At 61.6% G+C, this 20,582-nt stretch carries 19 protein-coding genes; 8 read left to right on the top strand and 11 right to left on the bottom strand.

Translation table 11 applies throughout. The annotated features are described in order from the left end of the window. Positions 1-85 precede the first annotated feature (85 nt). Both KY459_11855 and KY459_11850 read left to right on the top strand, forming a co-directional pair. Entirely contained in the window at positions 86-1,138 is a 1,053-nt protein-coding gene (locus KY459_11855) for a Fic family protein (protein MBW3565411.1), read from the top strand. A gap of 212 nt (positions 1,139-1,350) precedes the next feature. Beyond that, on the top strand, positions 1,351-2,235 hold the full coding sequence (locus tag KY459_11850; GenBank protein ID MBW3565410.1) for a hypothetical protein: 885 nt from the start codon (positions 1,351-1,353) through the stop codon (positions 2,233-2,235). 265 nt (positions 2,236-2,500) lie between these two features. Here the strand turns inward: KY459_11850 and KY459_11845 are convergent, their stop codons facing one another. Then, positions 2,501-4,429 (bottom strand): S9 family peptidase, encoded by a 1,929-nt coding sequence (locus KY459_11845; GenBank protein ID MBW3565409.1) that lies wholly within the window; start codon positions 4,427-4,429, stop codon positions 2,501-2,503. 450 nt (positions 4,430-4,879) lie between these two features. On the opposite strand from KY459_11845, the gene KY459_11840 reads away from it, so the two are divergent. After that, positions 4,880-7,018 (top strand): protein kinase, encoded by a 2,139-nt coding sequence (locus KY459_11840; protein MBW3565408.1) that lies wholly within the window; start codon positions 4,880-4,882, stop codon positions 7,016-7,018. 336 nt (positions 7,019-7,354) lie between these two features. Then, positions 7,355-7,921 carry a DUF305 domain-containing protein gene (locus tag KY459_11835; protein ID MBW3565407.1) on the top strand — a complete coding sequence of 189 codons (567 nt, stop codon included), beginning with the start codon at positions 7,355-7,357 and terminating at the stop codon, positions 7,919-7,921. A gap of 205 nt (positions 7,922-8,126) precedes the next feature. On the opposite strand, the gene KY459_11830 is transcribed toward KY459_11835, so the two are convergent. The 8 genes from KY459_11830 to KY459_11795 all read right to left on the bottom strand — a co-directional run bounded on the left by KY459_11830 (position 8,127) and on the right by KY459_11795 (position 13,548). Then, the gene (locus KY459_11830) at positions 8,127-8,561 is read right to left on the bottom strand and encodes a hypothetical protein (GenBank protein ID MBW3565406.1); all 435 of its coding nucleotides are present in this window, start codon (positions 8,559-8,561) and stop codon (positions 8,127-8,129) included. 42 nt (positions 8,562-8,603) lie between these two features. Beyond that, the gene (locus KY459_11825; GenBank protein MBW3565405.1) at positions 8,604-9,059 is read right to left on the bottom strand and encodes a hypothetical protein; all 456 of its coding nucleotides are present in this window, start codon (positions 9,057-9,059) and stop codon (positions 8,604-8,606) included. Beyond that, positions 9,056-9,829, bottom strand: a complete 774-nt coding sequence (locus KY459_11820; protein ID MBW3565404.1) for a DUF4386 domain-containing protein — start codon at positions 9,827-9,829, stop codon at positions 9,056-9,058. The genes KY459_11825 and KY459_11820 overlap by 4 nt, the downstream gene beginning before the upstream one ends. Before the next feature lie 4 nt (positions 9,830-9,833). After that, the gene (locus tag KY459_11815) at positions 9,834-10,412 is read right to left on the bottom strand and encodes a DinB family protein (protein MBW3565403.1); all 579 of its coding nucleotides are present in this window, start codon (positions 10,410-10,412) and stop codon (positions 9,834-9,836) included. Positions 10,413-10,574: 162 nt separating this feature from the next. Continuing rightward, positions 10,575-11,303 (bottom strand): hypothetical protein, encoded by a 729-nt coding sequence (locus KY459_11810; protein MBW3565402.1) that lies wholly within the window; start codon positions 11,301-11,303, stop codon positions 10,575-10,577. 46 nt (positions 11,304-11,349) lie between these two features. Next, a complete protein-coding gene (locus KY459_11805) occupies positions 11,350-12,282 on the bottom strand; it encodes an ABC transporter permease (GenBank protein ID MBW3565401.1) in 933 nt (310 codons plus the stop codon). Further along, complete coding sequence (locus tag KY459_11800) at positions 12,279-13,154, bottom strand: ABC transporter ATP-binding protein (protein ID MBW3565400.1); 876 nt, start codon at positions 13,152-13,154, stop codon at positions 12,279-12,281. The genes KY459_11805 and KY459_11800 overlap by 4 nt, the downstream gene beginning before the upstream one ends. Positions 13,155-13,158: 4 nt before the next feature. Next, positions 13,159-13,548 carry a GntR family transcriptional regulator gene (locus tag KY459_11795; protein ID MBW3565399.1) on the bottom strand — a complete coding sequence of 130 codons (390 nt, stop codon included), beginning with the start codon at positions 13,546-13,548 and terminating at the stop codon, positions 13,159-13,161. A 350-nt stretch (positions 13,549-13,898) separates the two neighbouring features. Between KY459_11795 and KY459_11790 the strand changes: the two genes are divergently transcribed. Next, positions 13,899-14,093: a hypothetical protein gene (locus tag KY459_11790; protein ID MBW3565398.1), complete on the top strand. Its 195-nt coding sequence runs from the start codon at positions 13,899-13,901 to the stop codon at positions 14,091-14,093. Between the two features lie 770 nt (positions 14,094-14,863). On the opposite strand, the gene fdhD is transcribed toward KY459_11790, so the two are convergent. Further along, positions 14,864-15,709: a formate dehydrogenase accessory sulfurtransferase FdhD gene (gene fdhD / locus KY459_11785; protein ID MBW3565397.1), complete on the bottom strand. Its 846-nt coding sequence runs from the start codon at positions 15,707-15,709 to the stop codon at positions 14,864-14,866. A gap of 62 nt (positions 15,710-15,771) precedes the next feature. Between fdhD and KY459_11780 the strand changes: the two genes are divergently transcribed. Together KY459_11780 and KY459_11775 are read left to right on the top strand one after the other, a co-directional pair. Beyond that, complete coding sequence (locus tag KY459_11780; GenBank protein MBW3565396.1) at positions 15,772-16,899, top strand: sensor domain-containing diguanylate cyclase; 1,128 nt, start codon at positions 15,772-15,774, stop codon at positions 16,897-16,899. Between the two features lie 142 nt (positions 16,900-17,041). Then, positions 17,042-18,052, top strand: coding sequence for a glutamine synthetase beta-grasp domain-containing protein (locus tag KY459_11775; GenBank protein ID MBW3565395.1), 1,011 nt, complete (start codon positions 17,042-17,044; stop codon positions 18,050-18,052). A 302-nt stretch (positions 18,053-18,354) separates the two neighbouring features. Here KY459_11775 and moaC read toward each other — a convergent pair whose 3' ends face one another. Further along, positions 18,355-19,407, bottom strand: coding sequence for a cyclic pyranopterin monophosphate synthase MoaC (gene moaC, locus KY459_11770; protein MBW3565394.1), 1,053 nt, complete (start codon positions 19,405-19,407; stop codon positions 18,355-18,357). A 64-nt stretch (positions 19,408-19,471) separates the two neighbouring features. Between moaC and KY459_11765 the strand changes: the two genes are divergently transcribed. Beyond that, entirely contained in the window at positions 19,472-20,152 is a 681-nt protein-coding gene (locus KY459_11765; GenBank protein MBW3565393.1) for a TIGR04283 family arsenosugar biosynthesis glycosyltransferase, read from the top strand. Positions 20,153-20,582: the final 430 nt, after the last annotated feature.

Raw genomic sequence — 20,582 nt, 5'->3', positions numbered from 1 at the left:
GAAACTACTTGCCGCAGCAGCAGAAAAGAGGGTAATCGTTTCTGATAGGTGGTATTATGGCTAAAGAAATACCACTTTTAGCCCCATGCACTCACTCAGCCCCGGGTATCTCCAGGACCTCTCTTTCACGCCGGCACAGGTGTCGACCCTTCGTGCGCTCGGCGAATACCGAGGAAAGCAGGAGCTGTATGAGAAGCAGCGGCCGGAGACGCTCGAGGCGCTGCGGACTGTTGCGATCGTCGAGTCGACGGATTCATCCAACCGCCTGGAGGGGATCACGGCACCGAAGGCGCGGCTCGAAGCGCTGGTCGGGCACTCCACGACGCCGCGCAACCGTTCCGAGCAGGAGATCGCGGGGTACCGCGACGCGCTCGAGCTGATTCATCAGGCGCGGCGCGACATGCCGTTCTCCGTGAACATCATCCGTCAGCTTCACCAGACGATTTACTCCTACCTTCCCGAGGAGGGGGGGAAATGGAAGAATGTCGACAACGAGATCGTCGAGCGGAACCCGAGGGGTGAGATTACCCGGATTCGATTTCGAGCCGTAGCCGCGGCGATGACTCCCGAGACGATGGAGGAGATGGTTCGACGCTATCGCGATGCGCTCGCTCGCGCTCACGATCCTCTCGTGCTGATTCCGCTGACGGTCCTCGACTTTCTGTGCATTCATCCGTTCCGCGACGGGAACGGTCGCGTGGCCAGACTTCTGACGCTGCTTCTCCTCTACCACGCCGGCTACGACGTGGGGCGCTACGTCAGCCTCGAGCGGCTTTTCGAGGAATCGCGTGAGTCGTACTACGAGACTCTGGAGATGAGCTCGCGGGCATGGCATGAGGGAAAACACGACTGGCGTCCGTGGAATGATTACTTCTGGGGTGTTCTGAACCGTGCGTACACGATCTTCGAAGAGCGCGTTGGCTCGGTCGAATCATTCAAAGGCTCGAAGTCGCAACGGGTCCGTGAGGCAGTCGAGCGAAAGATGATCCCGTTCGGAATCAGCGAGATCGAGACCGAGTGCCCCGACGTCAGCCGTGAGACGATCCGTAACGTGCTCCAGAGCCTTCGCGACCAGGGAGTGCTGGAGGTGATCGGGAGGGGAAGGGGCGCACGGTGGCGAAAGAAGAGTGAAGAGTGAAGAGGGAAGAGTGAAAGAAGAGGGTTTGAGGTTGGAGGTTGGAGGTCGCGGGCTCGGCAGGCGCCTCGCCCTCCCGGTGATGGTAAAAGGTTGGAGGTTTGAGGTTCGAGGACCGCGGCTCGCCAGAGGCTCGCCGTCCCGGCAGGCGCGCAAGTCGTAACTGGGCGGCGCGGCAGGCGTAGTGAAGGTGAAGGGGTGAATGCGGCGCAGGGATGAAAGTTTTGTCCATACTGATCCAGGGAGGAGCGTGCATGGTGCAGAAAATCCTCGAAATGCGACCTGCGGCCACCATGGCCGCGATCGGTCTGGCGGCTTTCGTCTCACTCTCTCTCTTCGCACAACCGGCACCCGAACAGAAACCCGAGGTGCTGGTGCTCGGTGTCTACCACATGGACAATCCCGGACGCGACGTCTTCAACACCGAGGCCGATGACGTGCTTTCGCCCAGGCGTCAGGCCGAGATCAGGGAGGTCATTGACGTGCTCGAGAAGTTCCGGCCGACGAAGATCGCGGTGGAGGCCCGTTTCAGCCGGGGCACCGTCCAGGAGGCGTACGCCGACTACGTTGCCGGTGAGCGCGAGCTCACGCGAAACGAGGTCGAGCAACTCGGTTTCCGCCTCGCGAAGGAGCTCGGGCACGAGACCATATACCCGGTGGATGTCGACGGCGAGTTCCCATTCCCCCGTCTCGTCAAGTTCGCACAGGCGACCGGCAGAACAGACGAGCTCGACGCATTGCAGGAAGAGACGGGCGGGAGAGTCGAGGCATTCAGCGCGTATCTCGCCTCCCATACGGTCCTCGAGACCCTGCTCTACATGAATTCAGACGAGCGGGTCGCCGAGGACGTGGGCCCGTATTTCCGGCTCGCGGAGCTCGGGGAACCATGGGACTGGGCCGGCGCCGATCTGGTTTCCGACTGGTTCAGACGCAACATGCGTATCTACAGCAATATCGTGCAGCTCGTCGACTCTCCGAACGAGCGCGTGCTCGTCATCTACGGTGCGGGGCATCTGGGATGGCTGCAATACGCGTTCGAGAGCAACCCCGGGGTTCGGTTGCGCAAGCTCGCGGAGCTCAGTGGGAAGAGTGAAGAGTGAAGAGTGAAGAGTGAAAGGAAGATGGTTGGAGGTTTGAGGCGTGGTGGTAGGGAAAATTGCGCAAGTTCGTGACGGTGCTCTGTCGCCCGCTGACGCGGGCTCGAGACTGATTTTTGGGAACGAGCTCCTGTCCCCCGGCTGAAGCCGGGGCTAAGATCTGTCGCCCGCTGACGCGGGCTGATCGGAGAGACGAGCACCGGCGCTACATGCGCGGGCTGGAAGCCTGCGTTCGTCGGCGAAGCCTGCGGTACGATCCGGGCGCGTTTCAGCGTCGCAGGTGCTGGTCGAGGAATCTCAGGTACGCTTCGGACGCCTCGATCCGGTTCTGCTTTTTCTGGAAGCCGTGCCCTTCGTCCGGGAACAGAACGTACTCGACCGGCACGTCGTTCGCCCGCACCGCCGCGACGATCTCGTCGCTCTCCACCTGAAGCACGCGCGGATCGTTCGCTCCCTGGACGACCAGCATCGGCCGGCGGATTCTCGTCGCGTGGAACAGCGGCGAGATCGTCCGGTGCCGCTCGGCGTCGACCGCGGGATCCCCCATCTCATCGAACAGCGCGTCGCGATTGGCACCCCACCACGCCGGGATCGACTCGAGTGTACGCACCCAGTTGGTGACACCGAAGATGTTGACGCCGGCGTCGAAGACTTCCGGGTGGAACGCCAGCGCCGCCGCGGTCATGTACCCGCCGTAGGAGCCGCCCATCACGGCAATCCGGTCGGAGATCCAGTCCTTCGAGGCGAGCCAGTCGCGCGAGGCGACCACATCCTTCAGATCGACGTCGCCATGTCTGCGATCGTCGAGATGATAGAAGGTCTTGCCGTATCCGGACGAGCCGCGATTGTTGATCGCATACACCGCGTATCCGTTGTTGACGAGGTGCTGGATCATCGGCGAGTACCCGCGCCGGCTCTGCCCTCCCGGTCCACCGTGAACGAGGACGATGCCCGGTACCGGATTCGCCGCGCTCGCTTTACGCGGGCGGTAGAGAATGCCGGGGATTTCGAGGCCGTCGTAGCTGCGGAAACGGGCAACTGTGGCCTCGACGAGCTGATCTTCGTCGATCGCCGGGTTCAGGGCGTTGGTCAGCCGCCGCGCCGCTCCGCTGGCGAGATCGGCGACGAATATGTCGCTCGGAGAGGTGTCGGAGGCGACCGTGAAGGCGATCGCGGATTCGTCGCGGTTGAACCGGACGGTGCCGAGGTTGCCCTCCGGGACGCCCCGCAGTTGCACGGGCCGGCCCGTCGTCGTATCGATGATGGTGAGCCTGGTCGAGGCGTCTTCGTTGAGCGCGTGGACCCGGTAACGGCCGGACGACGAGCGCAGGACGTACATCACGTCCCAGTCGGCCGCAATGGCGCGGCGTTTCTCGCCCGTCGCCAGATCGTAGGCCCAGGCTTCCGAGAACTCGCTGGTCTCGTTCGTCGCGTAGATCAGAGACCGCCCGTCCGGCGTGAATCCGTGCACTGAGTAGGCGACGTTCCCGTCGTGCTCGGTGATCAGTCGCGGCTCGCTCTCATCGCCCGTCCGCGCGAGATAGATGTCGCTGTCGGCACTGCTGTGTCGCTTGACCAGAGCGATCTGCTGGCCGTCGCTCGAGATGTCGCCGATTGAGTAGCCTTCATTTTCGAAGATCATCCGACGCTCGTAATCATCGGCGTCGTACGCGTAGACATCGAACATCTGGGGATTTCGCTCGTTGGTCGAAACCCAGAAGGTCCGGCCGTCCGCGCTCCACCCGAGGAAGCTCGCCTTCAGCCGTTCACCCGGTGTGAGATCGCGCACGGAGCCGTCTGCCTCACGAACATAGACGTGGTGGAGCTCGTTGCCACCCTGGTCGGCGGTGAAGAGCACCCGGTCGTCCGCGGGGAAGAAGCTGGCGCCGAACGTGGCGTCGTCGTCCGATCGCGTCAAAGGCACCGGCTCGCCGCCGTCCACCGGCAGGAGGTAGGCGTTGAATACTCCGCTCGCGTCATTGCTGATGAGAATGTTCTCTCCATCCCGTGAAAAGGCGATCCCGTCGGACGCTGCCATCGCGTAGCTGGTCGTTGCGAAGAATTGTTCCGCGGTGTAGCGCACCGGTTCGGGTGCCGGGGCTGGAGTGGACGCGGCGGGGATCGGGTCGTGGGTCGCGCACGCGCCTGCGATGAGGCTCGTGAGCGTCAGCAAAGCTCCGAAAATGACCTGGCGCATGGTTGTCCTCCGTCGTGAAGTGTCGATCGGAAGTATAGCCGGGAGAAGAGAAGAGTGAAGAGTGAAGAGTGAAGAGTGAAGAAGAGGGTTGGAGGTTGGAGGTTGGAGGTTGGAGGATCGCCGGCTCGCCAGAGATCGCCCTTTGTAGCGCCGGTTTTCAACCGGCCGTTCCGCCGGTTTCCAACCGGCACGTGGCGATCCGCGGTCGCCGTCGCGGTGATGGGGACATTGCGCCATCTCGTGACCGTGCGGCTCGGCAGGAGCCTCGCCCTCCCGGTCCGGGATGTTCAGTCCCGCCAGCTCGCGGCTCGCCAGAGGCTCGCCCCGGAGAGGTCGGGAGCGTACATCAGGAGACGCCAAAGTATATGATCGATCCGTCGAAGCGGCGTTCGAGGATGTTGGAGTGAGCATTGTGTCGTTGCAACTCCCGCCTTATAGTCTCCTGACCAGATGTCCAGACAGATCTCGCATTACGATCTCGGAGAGAAACTCGGGGTGGGGGGTATGGGAGTCGTGTACCAGGCGACCGACCGGCGACTGGGACGTCGCGTTGCACTGAAGTTTCTCTCGGATGCTCTCGGAGATGACGAGTCGGTCCGCCAGCGCTTCATGCAGGAAGCCCGAGCAGCCTCGTCGCTCGACCATCCGAATATCTGCACGATCTTCGAGATCGACGAGACCGGCGATGGCGAAATGTTCATCGCGATGGCGTTTTATCCGGGGGAGACTCTCAACAGCATCATTCAGAAAGGACCACTCCCGGCAGACAAGGCAATGACGATTGCGCTGCAGGTCGCCCGAGGGCTCGCCGCCGCACACGACGAATTGATCATTCACCGCGACATCAAGCCGGGCAACATCATGGTGACCGAGAAGGACACCGTGAAGATTCTCGATTTCGGACTTGCGAAGCTCGCGCGCCATTCCGGTCTCACGCGACCGAACTCGACGCTGGGTACGCCAGCTTACATGTCTCCCGAGCAGATTCGAAGCGACAACGTCGATCACAGAACCGACATCTGGGCTCTGGGCGTGGTGTTGTTCGAGATGCTCACTGGCCGGCTGCCGTTCAAGGGGGAGCGCACCGAGTCGATGATTCACTCGATTCTGAGTGAGGAGCCGTATCGCGCGAGCTCGCTCAGATCGGGGCTACCGCCCAGGATCGACAACGTCATTCAGAAGGCACTCGCCAAAGATCCCAAGCGTCGCTACGAGAAGATGGCTGATCTCATCGCGGATCTTCAGGAGATGAGCTCCGGGGTCGGTTCAGGTGAGGTGACGGTTCAGCGAGCGGCAGAGCCGAAGCGAAGCTCCGTCGCCGTCCTGCCGTTCGTCGACATGAGTCCTCAGAAAGATCAGGAGTACTTCTGCGATGGTATCGCGGAGGAGCTTCTGAGTGCCCTGAGCCAGATCCGCGAGTTGCATGTCGCCTCACGAACCTCGGCGTTCCAGTTCAAGGGAACAGCGATGGACGTGCGCGACATCGGAGAAAAGCTGAACGTCGGAACCGTGCTCGAGGGGAGTGTCCGGAAAGCAGGTGATCGCGTTCGCGTAACCGCCCGTCTCGTGAACGTCTCTGACGGATACCGGCTCTGGGCCGAACAGTACGACCGCGACATGAAGGATATCTTCGCGATCCAGGACGAGATTGCACAGAGCATTGCGCATGCACTCGAAGTTGCTCTCGGAACCGAAGAGAAGTCGCCGATCGAAAAGGCGAAACCGAAGGACGTCGAGGCGTACGATTACTATCTCCAGGGGCGACAGCTCTTTCATCAGTTGCGCCGAAAACCTCTCGAGGTCGCGCGCCAGATGTTTTCGCGAGCGATCGAGATCGACCCCGAGTACGCCCGTGCATACGCTGGGATCGCGGACTGCAGCTCCTACCTGCGGCTTTACTTCGGTGCGGGTGAGGGGGCGGTCGAGGAGGCGAAAAGCGCCAGTCGGAAAGCTCTCGAGCTCGACCCCGATCTCGCCGAGGCTCGGGTGTCTCGAGGATTCGCGCTGTCGCTGACGAAGGAATATGAAGAGGCGGAACGAGAGCTTCAAAAGGCGATCGAGCTGAACCCCTCGCTGTTCGAGGCGCACTACATTGCAGCGAGGGTGTACTTCGCGCAAGGGCGATACGAGGATGCTGCGCGCCACTTTGCAAAAGCACGTGACATCTCACCCGAGGCTTACGATTCCTGGTATTTCCTTGCGTCCTGTTATCGCTCACTGGGTGAGACGGGCAAGGTCCGTACGGCGACGCTCGAGACCGTGGAAGCTGCCAAGCGTCGTCTCGCGTCTCATCCGGACGAAACCCGAGCCTGGACAATGGGCGCCGCCGCGCTCGCCGACCTCGGAGAGCCGGACAAGGCGGCAGAATGGATCGGCCGGGCTCTCGCAATCGACTCCGATGAACCGGTGATCCAGTACAACGCGGCGTGCACGTACGCGGGACTCGGAAAGGTCGAGGAAGCGATGCAGTGCCTGGAAAAGGCGACGAGCATGGGATTCGTCTCGAAAGAGTGGATGATCAACGATTCCGATCTCGATCCGCTCCGGGACGATCCGCGGTTCCAGAAGCTCCTCGAGGGTCTTACGTAGATCCGAGTCGCGAACGGAAGGGTGAAGAGTGAGAGAAGAGGGTGGGAGGTTGGAAGTTGGAGGTTTGAGGTTACGGCCCCATGGACTGCGGCGCACCCCTGCGCCGCCTTTACGTGACCAGGGTGAAAGCGCCGCATCCGTGCGCCGCACCGCCACGCGCTTGCGCGATGTCCACTATCACTGGGAGGGCGAGGCTCCTGCCGAGCCGCCCCGTTGCATTCCACCAGAATGTCCCTCGACGAACATTCTGTCTCGGACGACTCCGCGACCCGTCACTGGCGATGTTCTTGCTGCCGTGCCTCTCAAATTCAATTCGCCAGAGATCAGGGAGCCGACATGGATCAGAAGAATGAAAAGACGGGAATGAGCTGGGGCCGATTCGCCGGGATGATCATCACCTCGACGGTCATCATGTTCTTTCTGATGTACCAGCTCGTATATTCAGCCGATCACGCGACGTTCAGTCTGAATCGATTGATCGCGTCGCTGGCCATGGGATGCATCATGGCCGTCGTGATGCTCGCGTTCATGTGGCCGATGTACAAAGGGATCGGGACGAAGGTCGCGGTCGTGGTCGTAGCCGGGGTGCTCGCAGTCATCCTGCTGTGGGCGAACCGGTCACAGGCCGTGATCGACGACATCCGGTTCATGGAGTCGATGATCCCGCACCACTCGATCGCCATCAACAACGGGCGCAAGGCGAGTATCAGCGATCCTCGGGTTCGCGAACTGGCGGACAAGATCATCGAGGCGCAGGTCCGTGAGATCGCCGAGATGAAACTCCTCATCGAGGACATCGAGCAGAGCGGAGAGCGGGGAACGACGGAGCTGCCGCCGCGCTCAGCGGAACTGACGCCCGAGATGGAGCGCAAGGCACGCGAGATTCTGAAGAGTGAAGAGTGAAGAGTGAAGAGTGAAGAGTGAAGAGTGTAAAGAGAAGAGGAACGTTGGAGGTTTGAGGTTGGAGGTTCGCGGATCGCGTGGCGGTGCTCTTATTGACTGCGGCGCACCCTGCGCCCACGAGCTTGCGTAATGTCTACCTTAATGATGGCGCGTGAAGCACGCAGCGCGGCTCGCCAGCGGTTTCCTGTTTCAATCGCGCGCTAGATCACATCTTCCTCGGGGCGCGATCGGGTGCGCTGCTCCACGGCTCGCCCGGGGATCTCACATAGCGTCTGATCACGTAGCCCCAGGGAATGACGATCGGGACCAGGACGACACCCATGAGACAGGCAAACAGCGTCTCGGAAGCGTATGCGTCGAGGCCTGGCCCGAGCCACATCGGTATGGCCGATGCCGTGACCCAGATGACCTTCCATAGGAGCTCGAACAGAAGGAGCGGCAGCATCTGCAGGGGATAGCGAAGACCGAGCAGGCACATCACGGCCAGTGCTCCCAGCAGCGCTCGTATGACCGAGCTCGGGCCTGCCACCAGGCTCGAGGGTGAGAGGATGTGCGGCCAGATGGTTGCTGCAAGGCCGACCGCAATGAGCAGGTACATTCCGCGCAGCAGATAAAGCCGAAGAGTGCTGACGTCATTCATGTCGTTGGTTCCTGTGAGTGCAATATCAATCAGAATCTCGAGTTACGCCTCGATGCTATCGTCGCTCGTCGTTTCATGCCGGGGCCAGTTCCACGCGTACCAGACGATGAGTAGAGAAAGAACGATCTCCACGATTCCCAGAAAGAGATAGAAGAGCCAGGCACCCGGCATGGTGATCAACATAATGATCGTATAGATCACGCCCAGCACGATATTCGACCATCGATTGACGACCGGTGGCAGCACCAGGGACAGAAAAACCATGAGAGCGGGGATTGCCATCATGACGGAAGTCCCCAGCAGCATCCCCTGCGTCACTGGCCCCAGCGGTCCCATTCTTCCTTCGAGCATCGCTTCGAGCGTTCTCGGCTTGTAGAGACCGAAGTAATCTCCATAGATGTAACAGAGCATCAGGGTTACCCAGAGGGCCGAGATTTTAATCTTCACGTGAATCTTCACGTCCTGCAATGCGCCGGCGCTGCTCCTGTCTGGTTTCATTCTTTATCTCCCGCTCGATTCGAAGCGTCATTCACCAGTCCGGACTGCACTCTCCAGCGATCGAGGTTCAGACCGAACACGAGTAGCCACAGAGTCAGAGCGGCTTCTCCGACAGTGCCCGGAATCAGACTGTACGGGTACAACTCGCTCGAGAGCGCCGGGCTCAGAAAGCCTGCGAAGCTGTGGATGAGCCAGCCGAGACCTCCCAGCAGCATCAACAGACCAATGAAACGGGGGAGGAAGGTCGATCTGAAAATGAGGATGCCGATCAGCAAACAATAAAATCCGAAAAAGACAATGCTGATGTTGTATCCGAGGCTGTCGTGAACCCGGATGAGCGTGAGCGCCAGCGACTGGACCTGTTCCGTGCTGAAGCCGCTCAGGTGCTCCGGTCGACGCAGGAGAAACATCGGGACGATCAGGTTCAGAGAATTGACGGCCAGAACGGCGTTGCCCATCAGCCCGAAAAGGGCCGCCGTGAACGAAAGATGTCGGCTAACGGGGCGGAGCAGCCGATAGAGAAAAGACACCACGGCGACATAGGCCGCGATCGAGATCAGCTCGGCAGCAAAACCGAGCCGAAACAATGACTCGTTTGCGAGAACATTATTCGCCGTTGCCGCAGCATCCCCTCGTACGACCAGGCTACCGCCGACGAAGAAAAGCGCGAAGATGCCGGCGACGATGGTGGTCAGGTAGAACACACCCGCGAGCCTCGCCTCGAGAAGTGGTCGCTCTCCGGAAAGTTCGGTCATGGATGCCGTACTCACGTCCTCACTTCTTCTTCTGGAGCTGCTTCATGAAGTCGGGGTCACTGGTTGGCGGGACGAGATCGTTCATCCGCAGATAAGTAACGAGATTTCCATAGTGTTCGATCGTGTGAATCTGGTTGACCGACAGTACGCCGAACTTCGGGTTGTCGCCTCCCATGAACCTGACCGTCTCGATCGCGGACGCATCTGTCATCCCGTCATAAGCTCGCTCGCAGTAGGCAAACGCTGCGTCGAGGGCTGTGATCAACTCGCCTTTCGAGGTGATGTTCTTTTCTACTCCGGGGGATGGATTCTGTTCTCCCAGAACGCGTGAACAGAACACATATTGTGCGTCTGCGACGTGTCCCACGATCTGGCCGAAGCTGCGGACGTCGTTGGCTGACTTGAAGCCGTAATTCTCCTCGGGCATGATCTCGGCGGTGCGGCGCAGGATCTTTTTCACTCCGTCATAGCGCTCCGCACTATCCTCGATCAGCGGGCTCACCTGCGACGCGGGGGCGACAGTAGTCTGCTGCTGGGCAAATGCGACGAGGGGCGGTGCAACAAAGCAGATCAGAATTGCTTGTACTAGTGTTCGCATTGATTCTCCTTTTGAACGATCTTGACTGGTGTCAACGACAAGATGGGACGCGGGTCGTGGTCAGAGGTGGCTACCGGTATTCGAGTTGATCCTTTTCTTGAATGACGGACAGGGGTGACGTTTCTCGTGACTCGGTCCTGCAATGAATGGGTTTCGTCTCCGTCATGCGCGCGCTCCTTCTGTGAGCGCCGCCGCATTGAGCGGGGAAGGGGGTGTTGTATCGTGTCGTAGGCGTGTGGCGGATCTCACGCGCAACCTCCAGAAAATCATCGACCCGATTAGCAGTACGTGAGGCACGAACAGGAGATTCGTTTCACGCAGCCAATCGGGGAAAAGCTGGCCCTGGCCGGGATACAGCGAGACGGTGGCGATCAGCAAAGCGAGGCACATCCGCCACAGATGTCGGCTGATTCGTCGTCCACCTCCGAGACCGCGACGGATCAACATGCGAACGTCCGAGATGGCACAGAGGAAAGCGATGCTGCCGAAGACGAAGTAGATGGGAGCGGGCATTCCGTTCTTTGTGCCGCCTGGACTGTTTGCCGCCTCGAGCCCGAAAGAGAACCCCGCCATGGCGACCATCAATACGAACAGAAGGGCGCCGAGGTCGAAGGGTCCGGTGCCGCCTTCTCTGCGTCTGGCCGCCCACCACGCCGTCGCGACGAGATAGAACGTCAGAAGGCCGACGGTCAGGTTGAGCATATTCGGTCTTACCAGCGCGGCGAGATAGGCCGCACTCGCAGACATGCCGAGCATCGACACGAAAAAGAAGGTTCCAGCCACGCGATGGAGGCCGGAGCCCTTGCGGAGAACCATCGCCAGGAATCCGGAAAGCAGGCCGACGACTGCACCGCAGATATGGATCATCAACAGCATTGTCGAAACTGACATCGAAAACCCTCCTGGGCGAACTCCTCGAGTCGTAGGTAATTCATCATCAAATCGGCTCCCGATGCCGACGCAGGCGGATTGCGGCGGCCACAAACGCCACGGCGAACGCGAGCCCGACCCACAGTCCGGCGGAGCTCAGAAATTCCGCCGGCGTCAGTTGCGAGAGCCGGTGTACGTCACCCTCGGAGCCGGGCTCGAACGTGAAAGCGGTCTTCATCGCCCCCAGCACCCGGTACCGCAGCATCGACGAGAACCAGGAGCTGCTGAAGGCGATCCTTTCGACCGCGGACATTGCGAAAAGCGGCAGGACGGCCCATAGAAACGGAGCGCGCCGCGCCCATGCGGAGACCAGCACCAACCAGCCGTAGATCGGCGCAAACCACAGCGCGTGAACGGTCAGGCCGTACAACATGATCACCAGTCCCTGAAAGAATCGAAGCTCGGTCCACAATGCCCACGGGCTCACCGCACTGTTCAGCAGAACGGGTACGCTGACGGCGAGCATGACACTCTGCGTGATCACGCTCAGGACGAAGGCTATGAGCGGCAGGACCACGAGCGGAACGAGAATCTTCGAGATTCCGGTGGTGCGGTCCGAGACCGGCAGCGACTTCCAGAAGAGGATGCTCCGGTCGCGACGTTCTCCGTAGAGCGCGTCGAGACAGTAGAAGACGCCGACGATGAACGAGGCCAGCATGATCGGAGCAGGAGCCATGCTGAACGGACGAACGACCATCGCGAGCATCTCTGCCGGGTCCTGCGTGGGATGACTCTCGATCTTCCCTCGCATCATGACGACGCTGATCAGCGACCCGAGGAGGACGAAAGCAGACACGGCCAGCGGAGCGAGGGTGATGGAGCGGTTCTCCCACAATTCTCGCCGCATCGACCAGTACAGCGGTCGCGTCAAGGTGGAACCCTCCGCGGCGCTCTCGTCGACGGGAATGGTCTCGACAGGGGTGTGCGACTGCTCGTTCATCGAGTCGCTCCTTCCGTCTCGCCGTTCTGTTTTCCAACCACCGCGACGAAAAGATCGGCTATGCCCGGCGTGCGAACTTCCCCGAGCGCGGCGAGCTGAGCCCGGTCGGCGCGATCGAACAGAAGGACGCTGCGGCCGAACACCTCGCGCTCGTGTATCGGCCCCAGTGCCCGTGCCGCGTCGACGTTATCGGGATGCACCCTCACCTCGGTGTAGCGTGAATCGAAGTCCTCCATGCTGCACTCGAGCACGATGCGGCCGCGGCTGATGAATGCGAGGTCGGTCAGGATGTCCTGGATCTCGGCGACCTGATGAGTCGTCACGACAATGGTGCGACTCCGATCGAAATAATCGTTGAGCAGCGAATCGTAAAAAGCCCTGGAGTAAAGGATGTCGAGACCGAGCGTCGGTTCGTCGAGGACGAGGAGTTTCGCATCGATTGCCATCACCAGAGCGAGGTGAAGCTGCGCCACCATCCCTTTGGAAAGCTCCCGGACCTTGCTGGTGCGTCTGATGTCCGTCTTCGCGAGAAATGCTTCCGCCTTCGCCCGGTCGAAGCGGGGATGGACGCCGGCCGCGTAATCGAGCAGCTGAGAAACTCGGATCCAGCGCGGCAGCACCGCGACGTCGGCGATGAACGAGACGTCACGCATGAGCTGATCGCGCTCAGTCCAGGGATCACGGCCGAGTACGGTCAGCTCACCCTCGAAAGGCGTGAGGCCGAGAATCGCATTGAGCGTGGTGGTCTTTCCCGCGCCGTTCGGGCCGATCAGCCCGAGAATGCGGCCTTCCTCGACGCGGAGATCGATTCCGTCCACCGCGACGGTCGCACCATAGGTCTTTCGGAGGCCGCGTGCGTCTATGCATGCCATGGCGTCAGTCTTCCTCCTCTGCGACGTTCGGCGAAACCGGCTCGGGCGCGGCATCGAGCAGCTCTTCCGGTGTCAGCCCGAGCCGCCGGATCGTTTCCGCGATCCTCGGCCATTCCTCGACGAGGAACTTCTGGCGTTCCCCCTCGAGCAGAGCGGTGCGTGCGCCAGGCTTGACGAACATCCCGAGACCTCGCTTCGTCTCGACCAAACCCTCGTCGGCCAGCTGCTGATAACCCTTCAGCACCGTGTGCGGATTGACCCGGTATTCGGCGGCGACGTTGCGCACCGAGGGGAGTGCGTCCCCCTCGTTGAGCACGCCGTCGAGGATGAGCGCGACGACACGGCCGCGAATCTGTCGGTAAATCGGCTGGCTGTCGTTCCAATCGCTGTCCATCCTCGGTTCCGTCGCTCTTGCGGGGGCAGGAAGTGTGTCCCCGCCAGACGTAGTGATGTAGTGAACTACAACACCAAATCAGATTGCAAGCTTTTTCTGAATGCTGGTCGGAGAAAGAAGGCCCGGAGGCGGGCAAACGGCTGGCGGTATTGGGGTTGGCGTAATCGCGGCGAGTGTAAAGATCGCCCGGGCATGGCCGTGAAGGCTGGATGGTCCACACCGCTTCTGCACGTCGGCGACGTCTGGCGCTCGCTCCGCTTCTACGCGTTGCTCGGTTTCGAGACGATCGACGTCGAGCTCGATGGCGACACGATCGTCTGGGGCGGGCCCACTGCGAGGGAGGGGCGGTCATGTTTCTTCTCTCCGACGAGGACGAGGAACCCGCGCAGAAACCGAACGACCGGATCCTTCTGTATCTCTACACCCCCGATCTCGTCGCGCTCCGCACCCACTCCAGGCGGCCGGCGTCGATCCCGGTCCGATCAATCATCCCGTCTACATGCCGAGCGGCGAGCTGTGCTTCAGAGACCCGGACGACTATGTGATCCTCATCGGGCATTGGGGCGATGAAGAGCATTGCCGGTGGGAAGAGGCGCGCGAGGCGAAGCGGGCAGCAGGGCTCTTTCCGAAGAGTGAAGAGAGAAGGGATACAGGATATGAGGATTTTAGGTTGGCGGGGGCTCGTGAGTCATCCTTGCATCAACCCGCCACTTCGAATCACGATCCGCCCCCAGATCCTTCGCCGTCCTTCGGCGGCTCCTAATGAAACGACCACGAAATTGTTGGACTTCGGCCCTCCTGCAGCGCTTCGCTTGGTCTGATGTCCCAACCTGCGAGGTCCTTCGCCTGCCCGCCGACCGCCCGCTCAGGATGACGTTGGTTTGAGTACGCGAGTTCGGTTGTTTCCGCACTCAGCGGGTGTCATTTCCGATTCACCGTCGCAAGGCGCCGGTCACTCGCTCAGGATGACGAGGTGAGGGTTTTCGCGAGAACAAACATTCGTCCGTGCCCGTCGCTTCGCGCAGACAACATTCGCCAATGGTCGTCGCCTCGGCAGGAGGCCGGCCCCTCGCCGGTGCTGGGTGACATCACGCGAGCTCGATACGGTGCGGCTCGGCAGGCGCGTCGCCCTCCCGGTGCTGGCTGACACGCGCAAGCTCGATCGTGAAACGCATCGACACGCTGGAGCGCAAGGCACGGGAGATCCTGAAGAGAGAAGAGCCATGATGAGGATAAGGATATGAGGATGCGAGGAGAGGAGGTGGGTGAGCGACGACTGACGCTCGAATCCTCAAATCCTTAAATCCTTACATCCTCATCTCACGCGCGACTCGTCGTGATAGAGATTGAACGAGCCGTTGCGCGTGAAGCCCGCCAGCGTGATGCCGGTCTCGCGCGCGAGCTCGACCGCAAGCGATGACGGAGCGGAGATGGCGACGATCACCGGAAGGCCCGCGCGGGCCGCCTTCTGCACGAGCTCGTAGCTGATCCGGCCGCTCAGACAGACGATGTTGCCGGCCAGCGGCACCGCTTCCCGGCGGACGCACCAGCCGATCAGCTTGTCGAGCGCGTTGTGCCGGCCGACGTCCTCGCGCAGTCCAACGAGCTCTCCGTCGAGCGTGAAGAGAGCGGCGGCGTGGAGTCCGCCCGTACGGTCGAACACCTCCTGGGCCGCACGCAGCGCTTCCGGAAGCGCCGCGAGCACCGCACCGTCGACCGATGGCGCGAACTCCCGGACCGGCCAGATCGTCGCCACTCCGAGGGCCGCGAGCGAGCTCTTGCCGCAGACGCCGCAGGAGGAGGTCGCGATCCCCGAGCGCCGCGCCTCGTCGAGCCCTGCCGGGCGCTCCCGCAGCGCGACCCTCACGACGTTCGCGGTGCCGTGACAACGCTCGACACCCACGACCTCCGAGGCGCCGGTGATCAGACCCTCGGAATAGAGATACCCGATGGAGAGATCGACGTCGTCGCCCGGGGTCCGCATCGTGACGATCGAATGTCCCGCGTCGTCGCCCGGCCATCCGATCCGAATCTCGAGCGGCTCTTCCACGGCGACGAGATCGCTTCGAATCTCGGTCGATGCCGGCGAGCGGCGCTCGAGCCGCACGCGCTTCGATGAACCGCGATCCGGCGAGGCCGAGCTCGGCGAGTGGCTGCTCATGGTTCCATGATCGCTCGACCCGCCGCGACGGGGCAAGCCGCTCATATAATCTCGGCGCAGCGATGCACGCATTTCATTCTCTGCAACCGGAGGAGCTGAGTCCCTTTCTCGAACGCTACCGGGTGGCGATGAACCTCGGGACGGTTTCGCCACTCGACACGCTCCTGGTCGAGATTCTGCGAAAGGCGAGCGAGTTCGTACCGAGCGAGGCCGGGTCGATCCTTCTGGACGACCCTCGACGCAAGCGGCGCGATCGCGCGCTGAACGAGCTGCGGTTCATCTCCACGTTCGGCCCCGGCAGCGAAAAACTCCTCGATCGCGTGATCGAGGCTCAGGAGGGCATCGCCGGACACGTCTACCTCACGGGCGAGCCCTACCTTTCGAAGGATGTACTGAAAGATGCGCTCTTCAAGGCCGACATCGACAAAGAGATGGGTTTCATCGCGAAGTCGATCGTCGCCGTCCCGGTCTACATCGGGAAGGAGGTCTGCGGCGTGCTCGAGCTGATCAACCGGAAGGGGGACCAGCGCTTTCACGAGTCGGATCGCGAACTGCTCGAGATCTTCGCCGGCTACACCTCGTTCACGCTGCAGAATGCGCTCGACGCACGACGCGCGCACGAGCTGGCGCGCCGCGATGACCTGACCGGTCTCTACAACGACCGGTACCTTCATCAGAAGCTCGAGACCTCGCTCGAGTGGGCGCTGAACAACCAGAGCGAGCTGACGGCGCTGTTCATCGACCTCGACCGTTTCAAGGAGATCAACGACAACTGGGGGCATCTCGCGGGAAGTCAGGTGCTGCGTGAAGTCGCGTTCCTCCTCACCCGGGCGGTCGACTCCGGCGACGTGATCATCTCCCGGTACGGAGGCGACGAGTTCGTTTTGATCGCTCCGGGCTCGACCCTCGAAGAGGGAGTGGAGATGGCGGGTGCGATCCGGAAAGCGATCGAGGATCACGTGTACGTCACCGAAGACCACGGCTTCGGTGTACCTGCGTTGCATCTCCGAAATGCGCTGTCGGCATCGATCGGGATCGCATCGATCGATCCGAACAACGGGCTGGACGGGAAGATCGGCACGATCAAGAACGACCTCCTCCGCCGGGCGGACAGCGCGATGTATGCCGCCAAGGAGGCCGGAAGGGCGCAGGCCTGGATCCACGACGGAGAAGGGCTGAGGCGCGCCTAGGTTTCCCGCCGGGAAGCGGCCTCTCCGGACCGCGAATCTCTCGACAAAAACGGTGTTCCGGCTTAGAGTAGAGCGACCCGCATCAAACCCGGGTCCGACGTCTACCCACGCTCGAAATCACCCTCCGGAGGAGCTCAGGAAGTTGGGAAAAATCAAAGCCGAATACATATGGATCGATGGACAGAAACCGACCGCGAAACTGCGGTCCAAGACGAAGATTCTCGATGGAAAGATCAGCAAGCTCGAAGATCTTCCGGAGTGGGGATACGACGGGTCGAGCACGTATCAGGCAGAGGGGAGGCTCAGCGATCTCACGCTGACTCCGGTCGCCCTGATCCGCGACCCGATTCACGGAGGTGACAACGTGCTCGCGCTATGCGAGGTCTTCAATCCCGACGGCACTCCGCACGAGAGCAACCGACGGGCACGGCTGCGTGAAGTCGCGGAGAAGTTCGCCGACGAGGAGCCCCTTTTCGGCATCGAGCAGGAGTACACGCTCTTTCACGGCAACCAGCCCCTCGGGTGGCCGGAGAAGGGCTTTCCCGCTCCGCAGGGTGGCTACTACTGCGGTGTCGGCAACGACGAAGTCTACGGTCGCGAGGTCGTCGAAGCTCACATGGACGCGTGCATCGACGCCGGGCTCGCAATCGCCGGAATCAATTCGGAGGTGATGCCGGCGCAGTGGGAGTTTCAGATCGGCCCGCTCCCTCCGCTCGAGGTCGCCGATCAGATCTGGCTCGGCCGCTGGCTGCTCTACCGGATCGGAGAAGAATTCGACGTCAGCGCAACGCTCTACCCGAAGCCGGTCAAGGGCGACTGGAACGGCGCGGGCGCGCACACGAACTTCTCGACGCGCGCGATGCGCGAGGACGGCGGAATCGAAAAGATCCACGAAGCCGCGCGCAGGCTCGAAAAGCGGCACAAGGAGCACATCGCCGTCTACGGGGCGCACAACGAGGAACGGCTCACCGGACTTCACGAGACCTGCAACATCAACGAGTTCCGTGCAGGTGTGAGCGATCGTGGCGCGTCGATCCGGATCCCCCAGGCCGTCAACAAGGCGGGGAAGGGCTATTTCGAAGATCGCCGGCCAGCCGCGAACATGGATCCGTACGAAGTCTGCGCGATCATGATCGAGTCGGTCTGCGGTTGAAGTAGGGATTAGGGGGAATGAGAAGAGTGAAGAGTGAAGAGTGAAGAGTGAAAGAAGTTGACGAGTGAGCGGCAACGGTGACTCACGATCCCCCACCCAGATTCTTCGCCGCGCTTCGCCGGGCTCAGAATGACGAGTGGTGTTTGCGCGAAGCGACGATCATGGGACGAATGTTTGCTCTCGCCACATTCAGACATGCGTCATCCTGAGCCGCCGAAGGACGGCGAAGGATCTGGGCGGGGGCTTGTGAAAAGGGTGAGAGGATCGAGAAGTTACCTTCGCGGCGTCTCTTCTTTCACTCTTCACTCTTCACTCTTCTCGTTCCCCTGATCCCTGCTTCTCACCCACTCGCCGCTCTTTCCGCCGCTCTTCCGGGTCAGACGGATCCGTTCGATCTCGATTCCCTTGTCGGCGCTCTTGCACATGTCGACGAGGGTCAGCGCTGCGACGGCGCACGCGGTGAGAGCCTCCATCTCCACCCCCGTCTTCCCCTCGCATCGGACGGTCGCCCGGATGACGAACGAGCTCGATTCCTCGTCCGGCTCGATCGAGATGTCGACACCATCGATGGCGAGGGGATGCGTCATCGGAATGAGCTCGGAAGTTTTTTTCGCCGCCATGATGGCCGCGATGCGGGCGGTGGCGATCGCGTCGCCTTTCGGCAGAGCATTCGTCCGAACGGCTTCGAACGCGCGTTCTCCGAGGCGGACGATGGCCTCGGCTTCCGCCTCGCGTCGCGTCACGGCCTTCGCGCCGACGTCGACCATTCGGACGCTGCCGGATTCGTCGAGATGCGAAAGCTTCGGCGCGTCGTCGCCATTGCCGCCGCGCTCGTCGGACAGGTTCTCGAGATCGTCCCGTGTGTTGACGTTCATGAATGCTTTCCTCCAGTGTGGATCGGTGATCTCGCAGATCTCGGTCCGCCCCTGATCGAGAAATGCGCGAAGCGTGTACTGTTCTGAGCGGATCGCCTGATCGATACTTCTGATGAGCGTCCGGGTCCATCCGGCGCAGAGCATGTGCGGGCGGCCGTCGACCGCCGGAACCCAAAGCTCGGCGAAGGATGATTCGAACCGCCGTCGCTGATCCTCGAGAACTTCCGAGGACATCAGAGGGTAGTCGACCGCAAGTATCCAGGTGCGGAGCTCGTCCGAGTCGCGAAGTGCTTCGCGGATGCCGAAGATCGCAGCGGCAGCTCCGTCGTGATCGTCGCGGATCGTGCGGACCCCGGCGATTTCCTCATCGCCGGACCGGTTGACGATGACGACCTCGTCGAATGCTTCGCGTGCCGCGTCGACCGTGCGCCGGAGGAACGACCGTCCGTCGAGCATGAGGTGCTGTTTCGGCGTCCCCATTCTTCTCGATTCGCCCCCTGTGAGGACGTAGCAGCGCATCGCGCCGATGTTACCATCGCCCGAAATGTCCGGCAGGCTCTCGATCGTGATCCCCGCGCTGAACGAGGAAAATCGAATCGGCGTTGCCGTCAGCTCCGCGATCGAGGCCGGTGCGTCGGAGGTCATCGTTTCCGATGGAGGGAGCTCCGACGCGACCGTGTCGGTGGCCCGGGAGAGAGGTGCGATCGTCGTCAGCGTTCCGGGCCCGAGAGGCCGGCAGCTCAACGAAGGAGCGGCCAGAGCCGAGGGGGACGTCCTCGCGTTCGTGCACGCGGACACGACGCTTCCTCGCGACGCCGGTGCTGCAATCGGCGAGGCGATGGAGGAGGGGGTCGAGTTCGGCGGCTTCCGCATCGGATTCGTCGAACGCTCGGCGCGCCTCTCGATCGCCGCGGCGATGATCAACCTCCGGACATCGCTCACGAAGTGTCCCTGGGGAGACCAGGCGCAGTTCATTCGGCGTGACGTGTTCGAGGAGGTCGGGCGATTCCGGGAAATCCCGATCATGGAGGACTACGAGCTCGCCCTCCGGATGAAGAAACGGGGCAGAACGAAGGTCCTCGATGCGAGGGTCCTCACCTCAGGACGGAGGTTTCTCGAAAAGGGAGTTCTCGGTACGGCGTTCATCAACTGGAGGATCATCACTGCGTGGCATCTCGGTGCGGACCCGCAGGAGCTGGCGGTGTTGTATAGGGGAAGGGGTTAGGGATTAGGGGTTAGGGATCAGGATTCAGGATTCAGGATCCAGGATCCAGGATGCAGCGATGTGAGGCCGACCGCACTGTTCATTTAGGACGAGCGTCTCTTCTTTCACTCTTCACTCTTCTCGTTCCCCCGCCCGGATTCTTCGCCCGCGCTGCGCCGGGCTCAGAATGACGAGTGTTGTGTTGGCGCGAAGCGACGATCATGGACGAATGTTTGCTCGCGCGAAACCCAACCTGAATCCTGAATCCTGAATCCTGCGGGGGTCGGGGGGTGAACATGTACATAAAAAGGCCCCCAAGCGGGGGGGCCCCCCCCCCCCCCCGCGGGTTATTTCAAGTTTAGTCACCCCCCCCCCGCCCTAAAACACCCCCGGGGGGTCGGGGGGGCGGGGGGGGGAAAAACAGAGCGGGAAAGGTGTCCGCGGCGGGGAG

Source organism: Acidobacteriota bacterium (assembly GCA_019347945.1).
In the GTDB taxonomy this organism is placed as follows: Bacteria; Acidobacteriota; Thermoanaerobaculia; order Gp7-AA8; family JAHWKK01; genus JAHWKK01.
This window is presented reverse-complemented; position numbering and strand designations above follow the sequence as displayed.